This window comes from Bradyrhizobium sp. USDA 336, from assembly GCF_044908355.1.
Classification (GTDB): Bacteria; Pseudomonadota; Alphaproteobacteria; order Rhizobiales; family Xanthobacteraceae; genus Bradyrhizobium; species Bradyrhizobium yuanmingense.
On the sequence record NZ_JBIYDC010000002.1, the window covers coordinates 2,622,301 to 2,641,025 of the forward strand.

Here is an 18,725-nt window from a genome sequence, read left to right on the forward strand (position 1 = left end):
AGGTTTCGCAGGAACGAACATTCCTTGCACCGCTTCTAACTCCCAGACGTGACTGGCGCGCAGGTCGCCCGACCAAGCAAAGCGCGCTTCAACTCTCATCATCGGCTGGTCCGAACGGATCGGTCCCATGCGGCACGGAGCGGTGAATGACGCGAGTATTGATCACTGGGGGCGCGGGATTCATCGGTTCGCATACGGCCGACGCGCTGCTTGCGGCCGGCTATGATGTCCGCCTTCTCGACAATCTCTCTCCGCAAGTCCATGGCGGCAACCGTCAGCGGCCCGCCTATCTCTCCAACGACGCCGAGCTCGTGGTAGGCGACGTCACGGATAGCGTCGCCGTCGAACAGGCCTTGCGCGGCGCCGACATGGTCCTGCATCTCGCCTCCGCCGTCGGCGTCGGCCAGAGCATGTACGACATCGAGCCCTATGTCCGGACGAACGAGCTCGGCACCGCCGTGCTGCTGCAAGCGCTGGCGAAGCGACCGGTCGCACGGCTGGTGATGGCGTCCTCGATGAGCATCTATGGCGAAGGCCTCTATCGCGATGCCGTCGGCAACGTCGTCGCTTGCGATGAACGACCGATCGGGCAGCTTCGCCAAGGCGAGTGGGAACTGCGGGATCATGCAGGCCATGCGCTTGATCCCGTGCCTACGCCTGAGACCAAGCAGCCGTCTTTGAGCTCGATCTACGCGCTGAACAAATATGCGCAGGAGCGCATGTGCCTGATCACGGGCAAGGCCTACGGCATTCCGACCGTCGGCTTGCGCTTCTTCAACGTGTTCGGTCCGCGGCAAGCGCTGTCGAATCCCTATACCGGGGTGCTGGCCATCTTCGCCGCGCGGCTGCTCAATGGCCGGCCGCCGCTCGTCTTCGAAGACGGCCTGCAGCGGCGCGACTTCGTCCACGTGCACGATGTCGCCCGCGCCTGCCGCATGGCGCTCGAATCCGACTATGCCCAGGACGTCTTCAACGTCGGCTCGGGCCAGAGCCGCACCATTCTGTCGGTAGCCGAGGATCTGGCGGAGGTGATGGGACGGTGCGAGATCGCTGCCGAAATCACACGGAAATACCGTGCCGGCGACATCCGCCACTGCTTTGCCGATATCGGCAAGTCACGCGACCTGCTCGGCTTCGAGCCGCATGTCGCGTTCAAGGACGGGCTTGAAGAGCTCGCCGGGTACCTCGCCGACCAGATCGCCGACGATCAGGCGGAGCGGGCGACCCCGTGAGCTGCTGCAACGAGGGTTGGTCGCGTGATGAGTGAAGACAACAGACCCGTCCTTGTTACCGGTGGCTGCGGCTTCATCGGCTGCAATCTCGCCGACCGTCTGGCCGAGCGCGGCGACCGTGTGCTGGTGCTCGACAATCTCGCCCGCGCCGGCGCGCGCGAGAACGCGCAATGGCTGAAATCCCGGCATGGCGAGCGCGTCGCGATCACGGTGGCCGATATCCGCGAGCCCATTCCGGTGATCGACGCCGTGCGCGAGGCACGGGCCGTGCTGCACCTCGCGGCCCAGGTCGCCGTGACCGACAGCGTCAGCGATCCCTCGGCCGATTTCGAGATCAACGCGCGCGGCACGCTGAATGTGCTGGAAGCGGTCCGTTCGCACAATTCCCCGGCGCCGGTGATCTTCGCCTCGACTAACAAGGTTTACGGACGCCTGATCGAGGACGGCGAGATCGCGCTCGCCGGCCGCCGCTACACGCCGGTCAATGATCTGCTCGCTGGCGGCATTTCGGAGAACACCCCGCTCGATTTCTACAGCCCCTATGGTTGCTCCAAGGGCACCGCCGATCAGTACGTCCACGATTATGCCCGGGTGTTCGGGCTGCAGACCGTGGTGATGCGCATGAGCTGCATCTACGGGCCGCGGCAATTCGGCACCGAGGACCAGGGCTGGATCGCACACTTCCTGCTCAGCGCCATAAGCGGCAATCCGCTGACGATCTATGGCGACGGCAAGCAGGTCCGCGACGCGCTGCACGTGTCGGACGCGGTGAGCGCCTGGCTCGCGGCGCTCGACCACATCGCACTGGCGCGCGGGCGCGTCTTCAATCTCGGCGGCGGTCCGGCCAATGCGGTCAGCCTGCTCGAGTTGATCGACCGCATCACCGAGCTGACGGGCCGCAAGGTCAGCTATCGCTTTGCGGACTGGCGGCCGGGCGATCAGCCCTGGTACGTGACCGACACGCGGGCGCTCGCCACCGCGCTCGGCTGGACGGCGCAAATGCCGCTCGCCGACGGCCTGCGCTCGCTCCACACCTGGCTCGACAGCCGCTTCGGGTCACAGGACAGAAGCGAGGCCCTGGCATGACGCGGGTCGCCCTCATCAATCCGAACTGGGATTTTTCAGGCAGCATCTATTTCGGCTGCCGCTCGCCTCACCTGCCGCTCGAGCTCGGCATCTCCCAGCACTATCTGAAGGCGGCGGGCCACGACACGCTGCTGCTCGATGCGCATATGTTCGATCTCTCCCTCGCTGAGATCGGGGCCGAGCTGCGCGCCTTTGATCCCGACCAGATCGTCTTCACCACCGCACCGACCTATTTGTTCTGGCGCTGCGCGCCGCCCGAGCTGCGCGTGCCGCAGCAGCTCGCCATCGCGGTGCGGGACCTTGCGCCGACCCTGATCGCGGTCGGCCCGCATGGCTCGACAACGCCGAAGACCGCCCTGAAGAAGCTCGGTGTCGACATCGTCGTGATGGGCGAGTGCGAGGCCTCGCTGCTGCGTCTCGCCAATGGCGAGCGGGACTTTCCCGGCCTGTGCTTCGCCGACGGTGCGTCGCTCCGGGTCAATGGCGGCCCGCAGGCGGTCGCGTTCAGCGATCAGCCCGCGCTCGACTGGCCTGACGAGATGATCCGGCGTCACCACCACCATCATCACCGCTTCGAGGCCGAGCCGACGGCGCCGGGCGCCGAGGTGGAGGCCTCGCGCGGCTGTCCGTACAATTGCACGTTCTGCGCCAAGGAGAATTTCCGCAACGCCTATCGCAAGCGGCCGCCCACGGTCATTCTCGACGAGATCGATCGTCTGCGCCGTCACGGCATCGAGTACGTCTACTTCATCGACGAGATCTTCCTTCCCAATCGCGAGCTCCTCGAGGGCCTGACGACGCGCGGGCTGAAGTTCGGCGTGCAGACGCGGATCGACCTCTGGAAGCCCGACATGCTCGCCCTGCTCGGGCGCGCCGGCTGCGTCTCGATCGAAGCCGGCATCGAGAGCCTCACCGTGGAAGGGCGCGCGGCCCTTGCCAAGAATTGCAAGATGACGACGGATCAGCTCGCGGAACGGCTGGTCGAAGCCCGCCGCCACGTCCCCTTCGTGCAGGCCAATCTGATCGAGGTGCCCGAGGACGACGATCCCGTGGTGCAGCGCTGGCGCCGCACGATGCAGGATGCCGGCGTCTGGGCCAACGATCCCGTGCCGCTCTACCCCTATCCCGGCTCTCCCGACTACCGCAAGCTCTGGGGCGAGCCCGACGATGTCGCCTGGGAGCGCGCACACCGGCACTATCTCGCGATGTTCGACCAGTTCAGCGACGTGCAGAACGATCGCCCGGTGCCGCTCGACAGCCTCGAACTCCAGGTGGCCTCATGACCCGTGGCGCCGACATCAGGATCATGATGACGACCGACACGGTTGGCGGCGTGTGGACCTATTCCTGCGCCCTCGCCGCCAGTCTCGCTGCGTCCAGTGCCGACGTCACGCTCGTGACGCTGGGCCCGCGGGCACGGGTCGATCAGCGCCAGATGCTGCGTGAGACCAGCGTTCACCTGATCGAGACGGACCTCGCACTCGAATGGCAGGACCCGGAGGGCCAAAACGTTCCCGACGCAAGGCGCGTGCTTGCAAACCTGGAAGCCAGGTTGTCGCCCGACGTTGTGCATCTCAACAGCTTTCGCGAGGCGACCTTTGCCTGGCAGGCCCCGACCGTGCTGGTGGCGCATTCCTGCGTGAACTCCTGGGCCTTGGCCTGCCACGATACGGCCTGGCTTGGCGAGCCCAAATGGCGCCGCTACAGCGAGCGGGTCGCTGCGGCGCTCGACATGGCGCAGGCCTGGGTCTGTCCGAGCCGGGCCTTTTACGACGTCATCACCGCGATCTACCAGCCGCGATCGCGCGGCGCGGTGATCTGGAACGGAACTGCGCCGCGTGACCCTTCTGGACGGAAGCAGGATCTGATTTTCGCGGCAGGACGGCTGTGGGACCGAGCCAAGAACATCGAGGCGCTCGCTGCCGCCGCGCCCGGGCTGGAATGGCCGGTCGAGGTGGCTGGTCCGATCGACGCACATCTGCCAGCTGGCGTCACCTGGCTCGGAGAGCTGCCGCATGAAGAGCTGGAGGCGCGCTTGCAGCATGCAGGGATCTTCGTCAGCCCCGCGCTCTATGAACCGTTCGGCCTCTCGGTGCTGGAAGCCGCCGCCGCGGGCTGTGCGCTGGTCCTCTCCGACATCCCGACGTTCCGGGAGTTGTGGCGCGGCGCAGCCTTGTTCGTCGATCCCGCCGACAACGAGGCGCTGCATCGGGCCCTGGCAGAGCTTTGCGCCGACGATATGGGTCGAGCGCGGCTGCAGCGGGCCGCCTATGAGCAATCCCTGACCTATTCGCTGACGCGCATGACGAGCGCCTATCTGGGTCTCTACCGGGACCTGATCGCATCGCGCCGGACGAGCACGGCGGCCAGCCAAATCGAGGTGCGCGCATGAAATGCGTCCTGTTCTATCATGCCTTCACCTCGTGCTGGAACAACGGCAACGCACATTTCCTGCGAGGCTATGCGCGCGAGCTCCATGCGCTCGGGCACGAGGTCGTCGTGTTCGAACCCATCGACGGCTGGAGCCGGCTGAACGCGATCCGCGAAGGCGGCAGTCGTGCCATGGACGACATCCCGGCACTCTTCTCCGGCATCGACATCCGCCGCTACGATACCGGCCTCGATCTCGACCGGGCGCTAGAGGGCGCCGATCTCGTCATCGTGCATGAATGGAATTCGCCCGATCTCATCGCGCAGATCGGGCGCAGGCGGGCGCGAGGTGGGTCCTTCACCCTGCTCTTTCACGACACTCATCACCGTGCCGTCAGCGCGCCCGAGGAGCTTGCGCAATTCGACCTCGACGGCTTCGACGGTGTGCTCGCCTTCGGCGAGGTGCTTCGGCAGATCTATTTGAAGCTCGGCTGGGCCGACCGGGTCTTCACCTGGCACGAGGCCGCCGATATCGCGCTGTATCATCCACTGCCGCAAGTGGAGCGGACCGACGATCTGGTCTGGATCGGCAATTGGGGAGATGGCGAGCGCAGCGCCGAGCTGAACGAGTTCCTGGTCAAGCCCGCGGCGGAGCTGAAGCTCCGCGCCAGCGTCCATGGCGTCCGCTACTCGGATGACGCACTCCACACCATCAGGCGCGCAGGCATCCGTTATGGCGGCTGGCTGCCGGCGCACTGGGCGCCCATCGCCTTCGCCGGCGCGCGCGCGACCATCCATGTGCCGCGCGGGCCTTACGTCGCGCTGCTTCCGGGCATCCCGACCATCCGCGTCTTCGAGGCGCTGGCCTGCGGCATTCCCCTGGTTTCGGCACCCTGGTCGGATGAGGAAGGCCTGTTCCCCGAGGGCGCTTATCTCAGCGTTGGCGATGGCGAACAGATGAAGCATGCGCTTCGGTCCGTCATCGACGATCCGGAATTCTCTGCCGCGATGGTGGAGACCGGCCTGAGGGTCATCAGGGATCGCCATACGTGCCGCCACCGCGCCGAGCAGCTCATCGACATCGTCACCGACCTCAGGGATTCCAGCCGTTCGCCACGGCCTCAGCACGACATCGGAGCCGTTGCATGAAGATCTGTTTCTTCGGATCCAGCCTCGTCTCGTCCTATTGGAATGGCGCCGCCACCTATTACCGCGGCATGCTGAAGGAGATCGCGGCGCTCGGCCACGAGGTCACCTTCTACGAGCCCGACGCCTTCGACCGCCAGTCGCATCGCGACATCGACGAACCGGATTGGGCCAGGGTGATCGTCTATCCCGCGACCGCCGACGGCTGGCGCCGTGCGCTCGACACCGCCGCACAATCGGCCGACATGCTGGTCAAGGCCAGCGGCGTCGGCGTCTTCGATCTCGAGCTGGAGAACGCCGTCGCCGCCCTACCGTCGCGGCTGACGCGGGTCTATTGGGACGTCGATGCTCCCGCCACGCTCGAGGCGATCGAAAGCGATCCGCAGCATCATCTGCGTCGCGCGATCCCGTGCTACGATATGGTCCTGACCTATGGCGGCGGCGAGGGCGTCGTATCCGCGTATCGATCTGTGGGCGCGCGGGATTGTGTACCGATCTACAACGCGCTCGATCCGGCCACGCATTTTCCGTCGCCGCCCAATCCGCGCTTCGCCTGCGATCTCAGCCTGCTGGCGAACCGCCTGCCCGACCGCGAGAGGCGCATCGAGCATTTCTTCCTCGACGTTGCACGCCGCCTGCCCGAGAAGTCCTTCGTACTCGGCGGCTCCGGCTGGGACGACAAGGACGCCTCCGCCAATCTGCGCAAGGTCGGCCATGTCGGCACCGCCGATCACAACGCGTTCTTCGGCTCCGCGCTCGCCACGCTCAACGTCAATCGCGACAGCATGGCGCGCTACGGCTTCTCGCCGCCGACGCGGGTGTTCGAAGCGATCGGCGCCGGCGCCTGCCTGATCACCGATCAGTGGGCCGGCATCGATCATTTCCTCGAACCCGGCCGCGAGGTGCTGGTTGCCGCTGACGGAGCCGAGGTGGCCGAGCACCTCACCGCGCTCGATCCCGAGCGGGCCCGGTCGATCGCCCGGCGTGCCCGCGCACGCATCCTCAGCCAGCACACTTACCGGCAGCGCGCCCGCCAGTTCAACGATCTCTTCGTCGCCCCCAGCTCCCGAGTAGAGGCAGCAGAATGAACCTCTCCATCGTCGTCATCGGTCTTTCGGTCACTTCGTCCTGGGGCAACGGTCATGCCACGACCTACCGCGCCCTGATCGAAGCGCTGGCGCGACGAGGTCACCGCGTCACGTTCCTGGAGCGGGACGTGCCCTGGTATCGGGATCACCGTGACCTGACCAAGCCCTCTGCCTGGACTGTCGAGCTGTACAAGTCTTCGCAGGATGTTCCGCGCCAGTTCGGCAAGCTGATCCGCGATGCCGATCTGGTGATCATCGGCTCTTATGTCCCTGACGGCATCGCGCTCGCCGAGTGGACCACGACCCACGCGAGGGGCGTCACGGCGTTCTACGACATCGACACGCCGGTCACTCTGGCGCGGCTGGAGCAAGGCCTCGATTATCTCTCGGCGGCAATGATCCCGCGCTTCGATCTCTATCTCTCCTTCAGCGGCGGACCGGTGCCCGGCATGATCGAGCAGGGCTACGGCAGTCCGCTCGCGCGTGTGCTTTATTGCAGCGCAGATGCTGAGATCTACGCGCCGAAGCAGGCGCCGCCGAAATGGGCGCTCGGCTATCTCGGCACCTACAGCGAGGACCGGCAGCCCGTTCTCGAGGAGCTGTTGCTTGCACCAGCGCGCACGCTGCCGTCGGATCAATTCGTCGTCGCCGGTGCGCAATATCCGGACAATATCGCCTGGCCCGCCAACGTCACTCGGATCGAGCACCTCTCGCCAAAGCAGCATCCGGAGTTCTACGCGGCGCAGCGTTTCACGCTGAACGCCACCCGCGCCGACATGAAGGCGTTGGGCTTCTCCCCGTCCGTCCGGCTGTTCGAGGCGGCGGCCTGCGGCACGCCCGTGATCTCGGACCGCTGGCCGGGGATCGAGACGATCTTCGCGCCCTCGAAGGAAATCCTGCTGGCAGCCAGCCCGCGCGAGGTCGTCGAGATCCTGCGCGATATGCCGGAAGAACAACGGCGCACGATCGCACACAACGCGCGGCGGCGGGTTCTCGCCGACCACACGCCCGACCATCGCGCACGGCAGCTGGAGACCTATTATGCCGAGGCAGCCGCGCGGCGCCGCCGCAAGACGGCACCACTCCCTGTTGTTCGTCCCATGCAGGTCGCCCAACTCTGAAAGGCCACGTCATGACGCTCCAGACCCGCATCCACGCATCGCGCCGCTCGCCGACGGTCCTGGTCGCCGGCGGCGCCGGCTTCATCGGATCGCATCTCTGCGACGCGCTCCTGCAACGCGGCAGCATGGTGATCTGCCTGGACAATTTGTTCACGGGAACCACCGACAACATCCGGCCCCTGCTCAACCATCCGAACTTCCGCTTCATCGAGCATGACGTGCGCGATCCCATCGAGATCGAGGGCGGGATCGACCGGATCTACAGCCTCGCCTGCCCGGCATCGCCCCGCCACTATCAAGTCGATCCGGTCGGGACGATGAAAACCTGCGTGCTCGGCTCGATCAACCTGCTCGAACTGGCACGGCAGAAGGGCGCCCGGATCCTTCAGGCCTCCACCAGCGAGGTCTACGGCGACCCGGAGGTGCACCCGCAGCCGGAGTCCTATCTCGGCAACGTCAATCCGGTCGGGCCGCGGGCCTGTTACGACGAAGGCAAGCGGGCCGCGGAGACGCTGATGTTCGACTACCGGCGGATGCACGGGACGGAGATCAAGGTCGCGCGCATCTTCAACACCTACGGGCCGCGCATGCTCGAGAATGACGGCCGCGTCGTCTCCAACTTCATCGTGCAGGCCTTGCGCGGAGAGCCGATCACGATCTACGGCAAGGGCACGCAGACGCGCAGCTTCTGCTTCGTCGACGATCTCGTGCGGGGGCTTCAGCTCCTGATGGAGAGCCCCGCCTCGGTCACCGGCCCATGCAATCTCGGCAATCCGCACGAGGTCACGATCGAGGCCATCGCCCGTGAAGTGCTGGCATGCACCGAATCGGCGTCGCCGCTGCGCTTCGAGCCCCTGCCGAAGGACGATCCCAAGCGCCGCAAGCCCGTGATCGATGCCGCCGAGAAGATTCTGGGATGGCGTCCGCGGGTGGCATTGAAGGACGGCCTTCAAGCGACCATTGCCTATTTCGCGCTCCGTCTGGCCGGGGAAGCGCCCACGCTCGTGCCGGCCATCGCCGGGCGCAGGACCCGCCCTCCAGCCCGCAACCGGCTGACGATGTCCGACCAACGGTGAAGGTCATTGCTTTGGCAGGCTCGCCCGGTAAACCGCTCGCGCAATGAACCTAAAACGTACCGGCCACAGTGACGCGGAACGTCAGTGGCTCCACCGGATGCAGCACGTAGTCCATCACGCCGTTCTGACAAACGGCCGCCGGCGCGGTGCCTGATGTGCAGAGATTGTAGAGCGTGTCGGTCTTCAACAGCGAGCCATAGGCATAGGTGATCTGGTTCGCCTTGCTGTTGAAGAGGTTGAGCACGTCGAACTGGATTCGCCAGCCGTTCTCGCTGCGGTAGCCGAGCCGCGCGTTGACGATGCCGGTCGGTCGCGAGCGGAACGCATTGTCCTCGGTCAACGGGCTCGCGCCGATGTAGCGCCAGCGCGCGCTGCCGAACCAGCCGGTCTTCTCGCCGAGCGTTATTCCGGCCGATGCCACCATCGCGGGGGCATTGGGAATGTAGTTGCCGGGCGCATTGCCGATCTGCGCCTCGGGATAGCCGGCGAGCGAGGCATAGACCGCGGCCTGCTCGCCGTCATGGCCGCGGAAGCGCGCATGCGTCATTGCAAGATCCACATCGATGTCGATCCAGGACCGCGGCCGGTAATGATTGGTCCACTCGAAGCCGTAGCGGCGGCTGGCGCGGGTTGCCGAGGTATCGCCGGCATCGCCGGAGAACAGGATCTCGGAATCCTGATCCAGGATGAAGAGGCTGAGAGAGCTGTCGAGGCCGGGAATGATCCTGCTGCGAACCCCGACCTCCGCGCCTCTGGTGCGCACCAGGAGCGGCGACGGCGTGAGTCTTATCGCGGGATCGGTGGGATCTTCCGTCGTGGTCGCACCGCGGGCGTCGTTCGAGTGCATGCCGTAGCCGGCGCCGAGGAAGAATTCGGTCCGGTCGAACGGACCAAGCACCATCCTGAATTTCGGGCTGCCGAGCGCGGCATCGGCGCGGCCGGAGTTTGCGGCGTTGAACAGAGAAGTGACGTCGGCGGCGTAATAATCGCCCCGCCAGCCCAACGTCGTCCTGAGCCAGTCGGTCCAGCGCACCGTGTTTTCGGCATATACCCCGACGCTGCCCTCGCCGACCTTGTCGCTGCGGATATTGCCGATGAAGCCGCGCCGGAACGTATTGGTGAGCGCGAGGTCGATCGCATCATAGCGCGATTGCAGACCGAAAATGGTCTGCATCGGCAGGCCGGCAAAGGAGCCGTTCAGCGTGCGCGAGAGGTTGGCGCCCGTCATCAAGCGGTCGTCGTGCTGGTGGAACTGGTCGCCGAGCACGGGATCGTCGAGGAAGTAAGTGAAATTGTTGAAGAGGTCGAGCTGGCTCTTCACCAGATAGGCGTTGGCCTTCCATGAACCGATGTCGTCGGTCTGCGCGATGCGCCCGGACAGCGCAAAGCGGTTGGCATGACCGCCGTCGCTCGGATCTTCCGAACCGTACCGGCCGAGCAGCCCGCTGGTGATGGCGCGCTGCGGCACCTGGTCGGTCGAATTCCATTTGTTGACGTAGGCCATGCCGGTGACCGACATGCCGTCGGTCGCGGTGCCCTGGCTGTAGCGCACGAGGCCGTTGAGCTTTCGCAATTTGTCCGCATCGTCCCACGGGCCGTCGTAGGTACCGATCTCGCCGGCCACCAGCAGCGAACCGTCGCCAACTTTCGCGGAATCCATGCCGAGCAGACGGCGGTAACCGAAGCCGCCGGCGCTCACCTGCGCCAGCCGCCTTGTGCTGTCGATCAGGCCGATGTGAACGCTTCCGACCGAGGCGAAGTCGCCTTCGTCGGCGAAGTAAGGTCCCTTGCGCACGTCCATTGCGGCGATGGTTTCCGGGATCAGCCAGTTGAGATCGGCATAGCCCTGGCCATGCGCGTGGGTGCGCATGTTGACGGGGACGCCGTCGACGATGATCGCCAGATCGGTGCCGTGGTCGAGATTGTACCCACGCAGGAAATACTGGTTGGCTTTGCCCTCGCCGGAATGCTGCGTCACGATCAGACCGGGCACGGCTTCGAGCGCCTCGCCCGGCCGTGTGAACGGGCGTGCGTTGATCTCGTCGCCGGAGACGGTGATCTCGCTGGCCATGCCGGCTGCGGCCCTTGCACCCGAGCCGGCGCTGCGCGGATCCGACGCCTGCGCCGTCGCGGAAGACACGAAGATGCGGCGGCCGGCCGCGGGCGGTCTGGCGGCACGGCGCGATGCGGCCGTCATCTTGCGCCCGGGCGCGGCGCCGCCACTGACCTCGACCGGCGGCAGTTCGCGTGAGGCGTCATTGCTCTGTGCGAGGGCGCGGCCGTCATCCGCGAGCAGCGCCAAGACCGAGAGTGCCGTCAAAGCGACGCCGTGACGACCGTGCTCAGGCCGCCTCGGTCGCATCGGTGCATTCCAAAACTTTCGTGCCGGCGCGGCGAGGCTCGTTCCCGAACATGCGGCGATAGAGCACGACCGAGACGAGCCATGCGACCGCAAACAGCGCGATCACGACAAAGCCGACATTGGCAAGCGACTCGTTGAGGTCCTCGACCAGCGCCCATGCGCCGCCGGAGAGACCGAGCCGCTCGCCGATCAGGCCGAGCGCTTCGATCCCGCCGATGAACAGTGCAACCGCGACGGAGGCGCCGGTGATCGTGAGGTTGTACCAGAGCTTGCGCAAGGGATCGACGAAGGCCCAGCGATAGGCGCTCACCATCAGCGCGGAATCGGCCGCGTCGACCAGCGCCATGCCTGCAGCGAACAGCGCGGGGAAAACCAGCACATCGGCGAGCGAGGCGCCGCGCGCGGCTTCGCTGGCGGAGATGCTGAGCAGGCTGATCTCCGTTGCGGTGTCGAAGCCGAGGCCGAACAGGAAGCCGAGCGGGTACATGTGCCAGGGCTTCGTGACCAGGCGGAACATCGGGCCGAGCAGCCGGGCCAGAATACCGCGGCTGGCAAGCAGCGCATCGAGCTGCGCAGCATCGTGAACGCCATGCTCCCGCGCCGCGCGAAACGTCCGCCACAGGCCGACGAAAATGACGAGGTTGATCGCGGCAACCGCAAGCAGGAACAGCGCCGAGACTGAGGTGCCGATGAGACCGCCGACCTCCTTGAGCAGGCTGTCGCCGCCAAGGCTCACGACGCCCAGTGCCAGCAGCATGGTCGCCACCACGACAACGGTGGAATGGCCGAGCGCGAAATAGAGGCCGACACTGCGCGGCGTCTCGCCGCCGTGCATCAGCTTGCGCACGACGTTGTCGATCGCGGCAATGTGGTCGGCATCGACGGCGTGACGCAGGCCGAACACCCAGGCCAGCAAGGCGGTCGCCATCACCGTCGGCCGCTCGCCGAACAGCGTGAAGGCCCAGGCCCATGCGGCGATGTTGGCGGCGACGAGCCCGCCAAGCAGCGCCACCGTTCCGGGCTCGACCGCCCGCAAAGTCCGCATCGCTACTCGTTCCATTCGCCCGCCTTTACAGTATGACGTTTATCAAGATTTCTCATACTGACAAGAGCAAGAGCCGGACCAGTTTCGCGCTGATCCCTGACGAGCCGACGGAATGCGAGCCAAATGGCTGGCCTGATGGGGGAATTCCGCCTCAGCGGATCACCGCGCCGATGCGGGATGGGCGCTCGTATTGGCAAGCAGATGTCCAGTTTGACGCCGAAGTTGACTGTCGTCAGGGGAGCTCGGCCCACGGAACCCATCGCTGTGAAGCGGCTCACATCCGATTCGACGATCCGGATGTATTCATCGTGCCGGGTGGAGATGGCAGACGGAGACGCGCATGAAACTCCTCATGCTCTCGCTAATCGCAGCCATGCTTCTCGCCGGTGCGGCCAATAGCGTATTCAGGCCGCATCCAGTGCCTCACTTCGGTCAGCCCGGCATGGCGTCCATTCAAGACATGCAAACGGGACGGGCCGACAAGCTTCCCGAGCAGGAGCTGCAGGACCGCTCCGTTTTGTTTGCGAAAGAGCTGCGGTAGGCGGGCAGGCTCGCTTTATTCGGCCGCTGCGGTCGCGGGTTGCCGCTGCCCGTCGTTCGGTCCCGTTCGCGCCATCTGCTCGTCGAGCCAGAGGCTGTGGTGCTCGCGCGCCCAGTTGACGTCGACTTCGCCCGAGCCCATGGCCGCGAACGCACCTTCCATGCCGATGGTGCCGATATAGATGTGCCCGATCATCGCCGCGACGAACAGGACCGCCACAATGGAGTGGACGATCTGGGCCATCTGCATGCTTTCGATACCCGTGCCGTAGAACGGGAACATCAGCGCATAGCCGCTCGCCGCGACGAGCCCACCACCGATCACGACGATCCAGTAGATCATTTTCTGGCCGCCATTGAAGCGATTGGCCGGCGGATGGTCATGCCCGATCAGGCCGCCACCCCGCTTGGCCCATTCGATATCCACCTTGCTGGGAATGTTGCCGCCGATCCACATCAGGAAGATCAGGACGACCCCCAGCGTGAACGGGAAACTCAGATAATTGTGGGCGTATTTGGCCCATTGCGACCATTCGGAAAAGGCCTCGAAACCGATCAGCGGCAATAGCAGTTGCCGGCCAAAGGTGACGTTGAGGCCAGAGATCGCCAGGATGATGAAGCAGGTTGCCGTCATCCAGTGCACGAAACGTTCGAAACCGTTGAAGCGCACGATGGTGCGGCCCGAGCGGCCGCTTTCCAGTCGAACCATGCCGCGGGTGAGATAGAAGATCATGATCAGGGCGATCATGCCGATGATGGCAACGCCGCCGATCCAGGGCAGCGTCACCATGCGGAATTCCCGCCATTCCCGCCCCTGCGGCTGCTCGAGAACGCCGGACCGCTGATCCGGAATGCTGACACGCCCTTGAATCCGGTTCAGCTCCTGCAGAAGCTGCTGCTCCTTGACCGCGCTTGCAGTCGGATTGACCTGCTGAGCACTCGCAGGCGCCGCCATCGCCAAGAGAAGCAGCGTGCAAACGCCGAACGCCAGGCGAATGAACCTTCCAAATGACGCCATCACGTCCTCCCCGGTATTTGCGCGCCCTTCTGTTGCCACCTCAGGACTCGATCGCCTCGCGATAAGCGGTCTTCCAGCCCCACGCACCGGAGCCGTAACCGCGTTTCATGACGCGCTCCTTGTAGATCTGCGCGATGATTTCGCCGTCGCCCGCAAGCAAGGATTTGGTCGAGCACATTTCCGCGCAGAGCGGCAGCTTGCCTTCGGCCAGCCGGTTCGCACCGTATTTCGCGTATTCCTCCTTGCTGCCGTCGGCCTCCGGGCCGCCGGCGCAATAGGTGCACTTGTCCATCTTGCCCCGCGAGCCGAAGTTTCCGACCTTTGGATATTGCGGCGCGCCGAACGGACAGGCGTAGAAGCAATAGCCGCAGCCGATACAGAGGTCCTTGGAGTGCAGCACCACGGCATCGGCCGTGGTGTAGAAGCAGTTCACCGGACACACCGCCGCGCAGGGCGCGTCCGTGCAGTGCATGCAGGCCATCGAGATCGAGCGCTCGCCCGGCTTGCCGTCGTTGATGGTGACGACACGCCGCCGGTTGATGCCCCAGGGCACCTCGTGCTCGTTCTTGCAGGCGGTGACGCAGGCGTTGCACTCGATGCAGCGATCAGCGTCGCAGAGAAATTTCATCCGAGCCATGTGCGTGCTCCTCTCAGGCTGCGACGATCTGACAAAGGGTGACCTTCGGCTCCTGCATGCCGGTTGCAGGATCGTAGCCGTAGCTCGTGATCGTGTTGGCGCTCTCGCCCAGCACGATCGGGTCGGTGCCGGCAGGATAGTTCTTGCGCAGGTCGTTACCGCCGAGCCAGCCGCCGAAATGGAACGGCATCCAGGCGACGCCCTTGCCGACGCGTTCGGTCACCATCGCCTTCATCTTGGCCCGCGAGTTGTTCTCAGCGCCGCTCACCCAGACCCAGCCGCCGTCCTTGATGCCGCGGTCAGCGGCATCAGCCGGGCTGATCTCGATGAACATGTCCTGTTGCAATTCGGCGAGCCACGGATTGGTGCGGGTTTCCTCGCCGCCGCCTTCGTATTCGACGAGACGTCCGGAGGAGAGGATCAGCGGGAACTGCTTGGCGATCCCCTTCTCCACCGCCGCCTTCTGCACCGAGAAGCCGATGTTGGGCAGACGGAACTGCTTGGCATCGGGCAAGGTCGGATACTTCTCGACGAGGTCGACGCGCGGCGTGTAGATCGGCTCGCGGTGCACCGGGATCGGATCCGGTAGACCGAACGCATTCATGCGCGCCTTGCCGTTGCCGAAGGGCACGCAGCCATGCTTCAGCGCGACGCGCTGGATGCCGCCGGAGAGGTCGAGCGCCCAAGACACCGCATCCGGATTGGCCGGGTTGACCCGCTGGATGGTCGCCATCTCGGCCTCGGTGAGATCCGTGTCCCAACCGAGCTTCTTCAGGCTCGCCAGCGTGAACTCGGGATAGCCGTCCTCGATCTCCGATCCCTTGGAGAAGGACTTGTCGGCGAGCAGGCTCACCTTCCGCGTCGTGCCGTCGGGCAGCTTCTCCTCGCGCTCGATGCCGAAGCGCGGACGGAATGCGCCGCCGCCGTCCATGACGTGCAGATTGTTGTTGTAGAGCAGCGGCGAGCCGGGATGCTTCACCTCGGGCGAGCCCCAGCACGGCCAAGGCAGGCCGTAATAATCGCCGCCGACTTCCGGATCGTCCTTGGGCGCGCGCATCGTCACCAAGTCGAACTTGTGCTGGTTCTTCATATGCGCCTTGATGCGCTCCGGCGACTGGCCGCAATAACCGGTCGACCAGCTTCCACGGTTGATCTCGCGCAGCACGTCCTCGGGGACCGGAAGATTGTTCTCGACCTTGATGTTCTTGAACATCTTGTCGGCGAAGCCGAACTTCTTCGCCAGCAGATAGATGATCTCGAGGTCGTCCTTGGATTCGAAGATCGGCTTGACGATCTGCTCGCCCCATTGAATCGAGCGGTTGGAGGCGACGCGCGATCCCGCGCATTCGAACTGCGTCGCCACGGGCAGGATATAGACGCCGTCCTTGCGCCCGGCCTCGACCGCCAGAGACGCCCAGGTCGTCGGGTGCGGGTCCGCGATCACCAGCAGCTCGAGCGCCTTCAGGCCCTTCAGCGATTCGGGAATGCGCGTGATGCTGTTGCTGGCGTGGCCTTGCACGAACACAGCCTTGACGTTGTCCTTCTGTGCGACGTCGGCCTTCGGCAACAGCGCGGCATCGAACCAGCGCGTCAGCGGGATGCCTGGCGTCTCCATCTGCTTCTTCTCGTCGAAGCGCGAGACGAGATAGTCGTAGTCGACCTCCCAGACCCGGGACCAGTGCTTCCAGGCGCCCTCCGCGAGGCCGTAGTAGAACGGCAACGTCACGATATCGAGGCCGACATCGGTCGCGCCCTGCACGTTGTCATGGCCGCGCAGGATGTTGGCGCCGGCCCCGGCCTTGCCGACGTTGCCCGTCATCAGCAGCGCGATGCAGCTCGCCCGCACGTTGGCGGTGCCGACCGTGTGCTGGGTCTGGCCCATGCACCAGATGATGGTCGCGGGCTTGACCGTCGCGAATGTCTTGGCGACGCGCTCGAGCTGCGCGGCGGGCACACCGGTGACGCGCTCGACCTCCTGCGGATTCCATTTCTCGACCTCCTTGCGCAGGTCGTCGAAGCCGTAGACGCGCTGGGCAATGAATTCCTTGTCCTCCCAGCCGTTCTTCAGGATGTGCCACATCATGCCGTAGAGCACCGGAATGTCGGTGCCGGGACGGATGCGGACATATTCGGTGGCATGTGCCGCGGTGCGGGTCAGGCGCGGATCGAAGACGATGAAATTCGCCTTGTTGAGCTCCTTGGATTCGAGCAGGTGCTGCATGCTGACCGGATGCGCTTCCGCCGCGTTGCTGCCGATGAACAGCATCGTCTTGGAGTTGCGCATGTCGTTGATGCTGTTCGTCATCGCGCCATAGCCCCAGGTATTGGCGACGCCGGTGACGGTGGTGGAGTGGCAGATCCGCGCCTGGTGATCGGTGTTGTTGGTGCCCCAGAACGCGCCGAGCTTGCGGAACAGGTAGGCTCCTTCGTTGGTCATCTTGGCCGAGCCGAGCCAATAGACGGAATCGCTGCCCGACTTTTCGCGAACCTGCAGCAGCTTGTCGCCGATCTCGTTCACCGCCGTGTCCCACGACACGCGCGTCCACTGCCCGTTCACCAGCTTCATCGGATAGCGCAGGCGGCGATCGCTATGCACGAGCTCGCGCACCGAGGCGCCCTTGGCGCAATGCGAGCCACGGTTGATCGGCGAATCCCAGCTCGGTTCCTGCCCGATCCAGACTCCGTTGAGGACTTCCGCCGTCACCGTGCAGCCCACGGCACAATGCGTGCAGATGCTCTTCTTGACGGTGGCGCCGGCCGCGAGCGGGCCGGCGGCGGCCGCCTCCGCCTTGCGCACGTTGCCGACCGGCATGGCCCCGAGCGCGGCGAGCGCGCCGCCGGCCAGACCGGATTTGCGCAGGAATGTGCGGCGATCAAGTCCTCCGCCCTGCCCCGCAAGGGATTCGGCGACGGAACCGCGGCGATCGGAACGCTGGTGTGTTCGCTTGACTAGCACGGCAGCCTCCCTCTCAGGCCGGATAACGATTGACGCGGTAGAACGTCTTCACGTGATCGGATTCCTTGTAGCGCGCCTTGCGCTTCTCATCGTTGGTTTCACTGTCGGCCTGGGCGGACCCGACCAACGGTGTCGCAAGCGCCGCGCCGGCACCGGCGGTACCCAAGCCGACCTTGCGCAGGAAATCGCGGCGTCCGACCTTTGCTTTCGTCTCGTCACTCATCGCATCTCTCCCGGACCGAAGCGCCTCGGTCAGCTGGCGAATGTAAATGCTTCCGTCTCGATTTCGATGAAACTGCGGCCGAGCGCGCCGACTGCGCGATAGAAACGGGCAGTCCCCGCGTTCTCGATGTCGGCGAACAACCGCCCCATCCATGGCGACACGTGCTTTTCGAAGAAGGCGCGCTGCGCCTCGTGCGAGGCATCGAAGCGGCCATCGGCAAGGCCCGACATGATCTCGCACAAGATGGCAGCGTGATCTTCGGGTTCGGAATCGTTGGCGATACGCTCGATGCCGAGCGTCATCAGGTCGCCGCGCAGGCGCGACAAGGGCCGTTCGTTGAGAAAGCCCGTGAGATAATAGGAAGCATAGGGCAGCAATTCACCGCGGCCGAGCCCGACAAACAAATCGAAATACTCCCGCTCGACCTTCGCTGGGACGGCGTTCGAGGCGGCCTCGGCAAGCGCCGCATGCGCGCGCCCGAGCGGCGTCGCGTCGCCGCTGAGCGCGGCGAGCTGATCGAGCAGGCGCTTCGACGGAGGCGCAGACAGCAGCGCCGCGAGCAAGGCGTATTCCTGCGCGCGCGCCGCATCGATGGGATCGACGAGTTCGGCGGAGCCGGCTTGCTCACCGTAAAGATCGGGCCGCAGATCGTTTCGGGAGACGCCGGTCGCCGTTTCGACTGCAACCACCCGTTGTGCGGGCACACGGGTCCAATTCGACACGGAGGGCTGGCTGATGCCTATTTTGCGTGCAAGCTGAGCGATGCCGCCTGCGGCATCGATCGCTCGATCAAGCCCGTCATCCCGCACGTGGACCTCCCATCCA

At 65.2% G+C, this 18,725-nt stretch carries 15 protein-coding genes and 1 pseudogene; 9 read left to right on the forward strand and 7 right to left on the reverse strand.

The genetic code is table 11. The features are described from left to right. Positions 1 to 146: 146 nt before the first annotated feature. The 8 genes and pseudogenes from ABIA45_RS13275 to ABIA45_RS13310 all read left to right on the forward strand — a co-directional run bounded on the left by ABIA45_RS13275 (position 147) and on the right by ABIA45_RS13310 (position 9,119). A pseudogene (locus tag ABIA45_RS13275) lies at positions 147 to 1,260 on the forward strand (NAD-dependent epimerase/dehydratase family protein). Beyond that, a complete protein-coding gene (locus ABIA45_RS13280; protein ID WP_404652334.1) occupies positions 1,260 to 2,318 on the forward strand; it encodes an NAD-dependent epimerase/dehydratase family protein in 1,059 nt (352 codons plus the stop codon). Before ABIA45_RS13275 ends, ABIA45_RS13280 begins: the two are co-directional and overlap by 1 nt. Continuing rightward, a complete protein-coding gene (locus ABIA45_RS13285) occupies positions 2,315 to 3,601 on the forward strand; it encodes a TIGR04295 family B12-binding domain-containing radical SAM protein (protein ID WP_404652335.1) in 1,287 nt (428 codons plus the stop codon). The genes ABIA45_RS13280 and ABIA45_RS13285 overlap by 4 nt, the downstream gene beginning before the upstream one ends. Continuing rightward, positions 3,598 to 4,710 (forward strand): glycosyltransferase family 4 protein, encoded by a 1,113-nt coding sequence (locus ABIA45_RS13290; RefSeq protein WP_404652337.1) that lies wholly within the window; start codon positions 3,598 to 3,600, stop codon positions 4,708 to 4,710. Before ABIA45_RS13285 ends, ABIA45_RS13290 begins: the two co-directional genes overlap by 4 nt. Next, positions 4,707 to 5,837, forward strand: a complete 1,131-nt coding sequence (locus ABIA45_RS13295) for a glycosyltransferase (RefSeq protein WP_271541076.1) — start codon at positions 4,707 to 4,709, stop codon at positions 5,835 to 5,837. The genes ABIA45_RS13290 and ABIA45_RS13295 overlap by 4 nt, the downstream gene beginning before the upstream one ends. Then, a complete protein-coding gene (locus ABIA45_RS13300; RefSeq protein WP_271541078.1) occupies positions 5,834 to 6,922 on the forward strand; it encodes a glycosyltransferase in 1,089 nt (362 codons plus the stop codon). Before ABIA45_RS13295 ends, ABIA45_RS13300 begins: the two co-directional genes overlap by 4 nt. After that, positions 6,919 to 8,043: a glycosyltransferase gene (locus ABIA45_RS13305; RefSeq protein ID WP_271541080.1), complete on the forward strand. Its 1,125-nt coding sequence runs from the start codon at positions 6,919 to 6,921 to the stop codon at positions 8,041 to 8,043. The genes ABIA45_RS13300 and ABIA45_RS13305 overlap by 4 nt, the downstream gene beginning before the upstream one ends. 11 nt (positions 8,044 to 8,054) lie before the next feature. Beyond that, entirely contained in the window at positions 8,055 to 9,119 is a 1,065-nt protein-coding gene (locus ABIA45_RS13310; protein ID WP_271541083.1) for a UDP-glucuronic acid decarboxylase family protein, read from the forward strand. Between the two features lie 49 nt (positions 9,120 to 9,168). Here ABIA45_RS13310 and ABIA45_RS13315 read toward each other — a convergent pair whose 3' ends face one another. After that, positions 9,169 to 11,481 (reverse strand): TonB-dependent receptor, encoded by a 2,313-nt coding sequence (locus ABIA45_RS13315; protein WP_404652340.1) that lies wholly within the window; start codon positions 11,479 to 11,481, stop codon positions 9,169 to 9,171. Further along, positions 11,462 to 12,526, reverse strand: coding sequence for a HoxN/HupN/NixA family nickel/cobalt transporter (locus tag ABIA45_RS13320; protein WP_271541087.1), 1,065 nt, complete (start codon positions 12,524 to 12,526; stop codon positions 11,462 to 11,464). Before ABIA45_RS13320 ends, ABIA45_RS13315 begins: the two co-directional genes overlap by 20 nt. Positions 12,527 to 12,866: 340 nt before the next feature. Between ABIA45_RS13320 and ABIA45_RS13325 the strand changes: the two genes are divergently transcribed. Next, positions 12,867 to 13,067 carry a hypothetical protein gene (locus ABIA45_RS13325; protein ID WP_036023649.1) on the forward strand — a complete coding sequence of 67 codons (201 nt, stop codon included), beginning with the start codon at positions 12,867 to 12,869 and terminating at the stop codon, positions 13,065 to 13,067. A 15-nt stretch (positions 13,068 to 13,082) separates the two neighbouring features. Here ABIA45_RS13325 and ABIA45_RS13330 read toward each other — a convergent pair whose 3' ends face one another. The 5 genes from ABIA45_RS13330 to ABIA45_RS13350 are packed head-to-tail and all read right to left on the reverse strand — an operon-like array spanning position 13,083 to position 18,709. Further along, positions 13,083 to 14,084 (reverse strand): formate dehydrogenase subunit gamma, encoded by a 1,002-nt coding sequence (locus tag ABIA45_RS13330; protein WP_128262429.1) that lies wholly within the window; start codon positions 14,082 to 14,084, stop codon positions 13,083 to 13,085. 40 nt (positions 14,085 to 14,124) lie between these two features. Continuing rightward, on the reverse strand, positions 14,125 to 14,721 hold the full coding sequence (gene fdh3B / locus ABIA45_RS13335; protein WP_036005105.1) for a formate dehydrogenase FDH3 subunit beta: 597 nt from the start codon (positions 14,719 to 14,721) through the stop codon (positions 14,125 to 14,127). 13 nt (positions 14,722 to 14,734) lie between these two features. After that, the gene (locus tag ABIA45_RS13340; RefSeq protein ID WP_404652342.1) at positions 14,735 to 17,677 is read right to left on the reverse strand and encodes a formate dehydrogenase subunit alpha; all 2,943 of its coding nucleotides are present in this window, start codon (positions 17,675 to 17,677) and stop codon (positions 14,735 to 14,737) included. Positions 17,678 to 17,690: 13 nt separating this feature from the next. Further along, positions 17,691 to 17,900: a twin-arginine translocation signal domain-containing protein gene (locus ABIA45_RS13345; RefSeq protein WP_036005112.1), complete on the reverse strand. Its 210-nt coding sequence runs from the start codon at positions 17,898 to 17,900 to the stop codon at positions 17,691 to 17,693. 29 nt (positions 17,901 to 17,929) lie between these two features. Then, positions 17,930 to 18,709 (reverse strand): molecular chaperone TorD family protein, encoded by a 780-nt coding sequence (locus ABIA45_RS13350; protein ID WP_404652343.1) that lies wholly within the window; start codon positions 18,707 to 18,709, stop codon positions 17,930 to 17,932. Positions 18,710 to 18,725 lie beyond the last annotated feature (16 nt).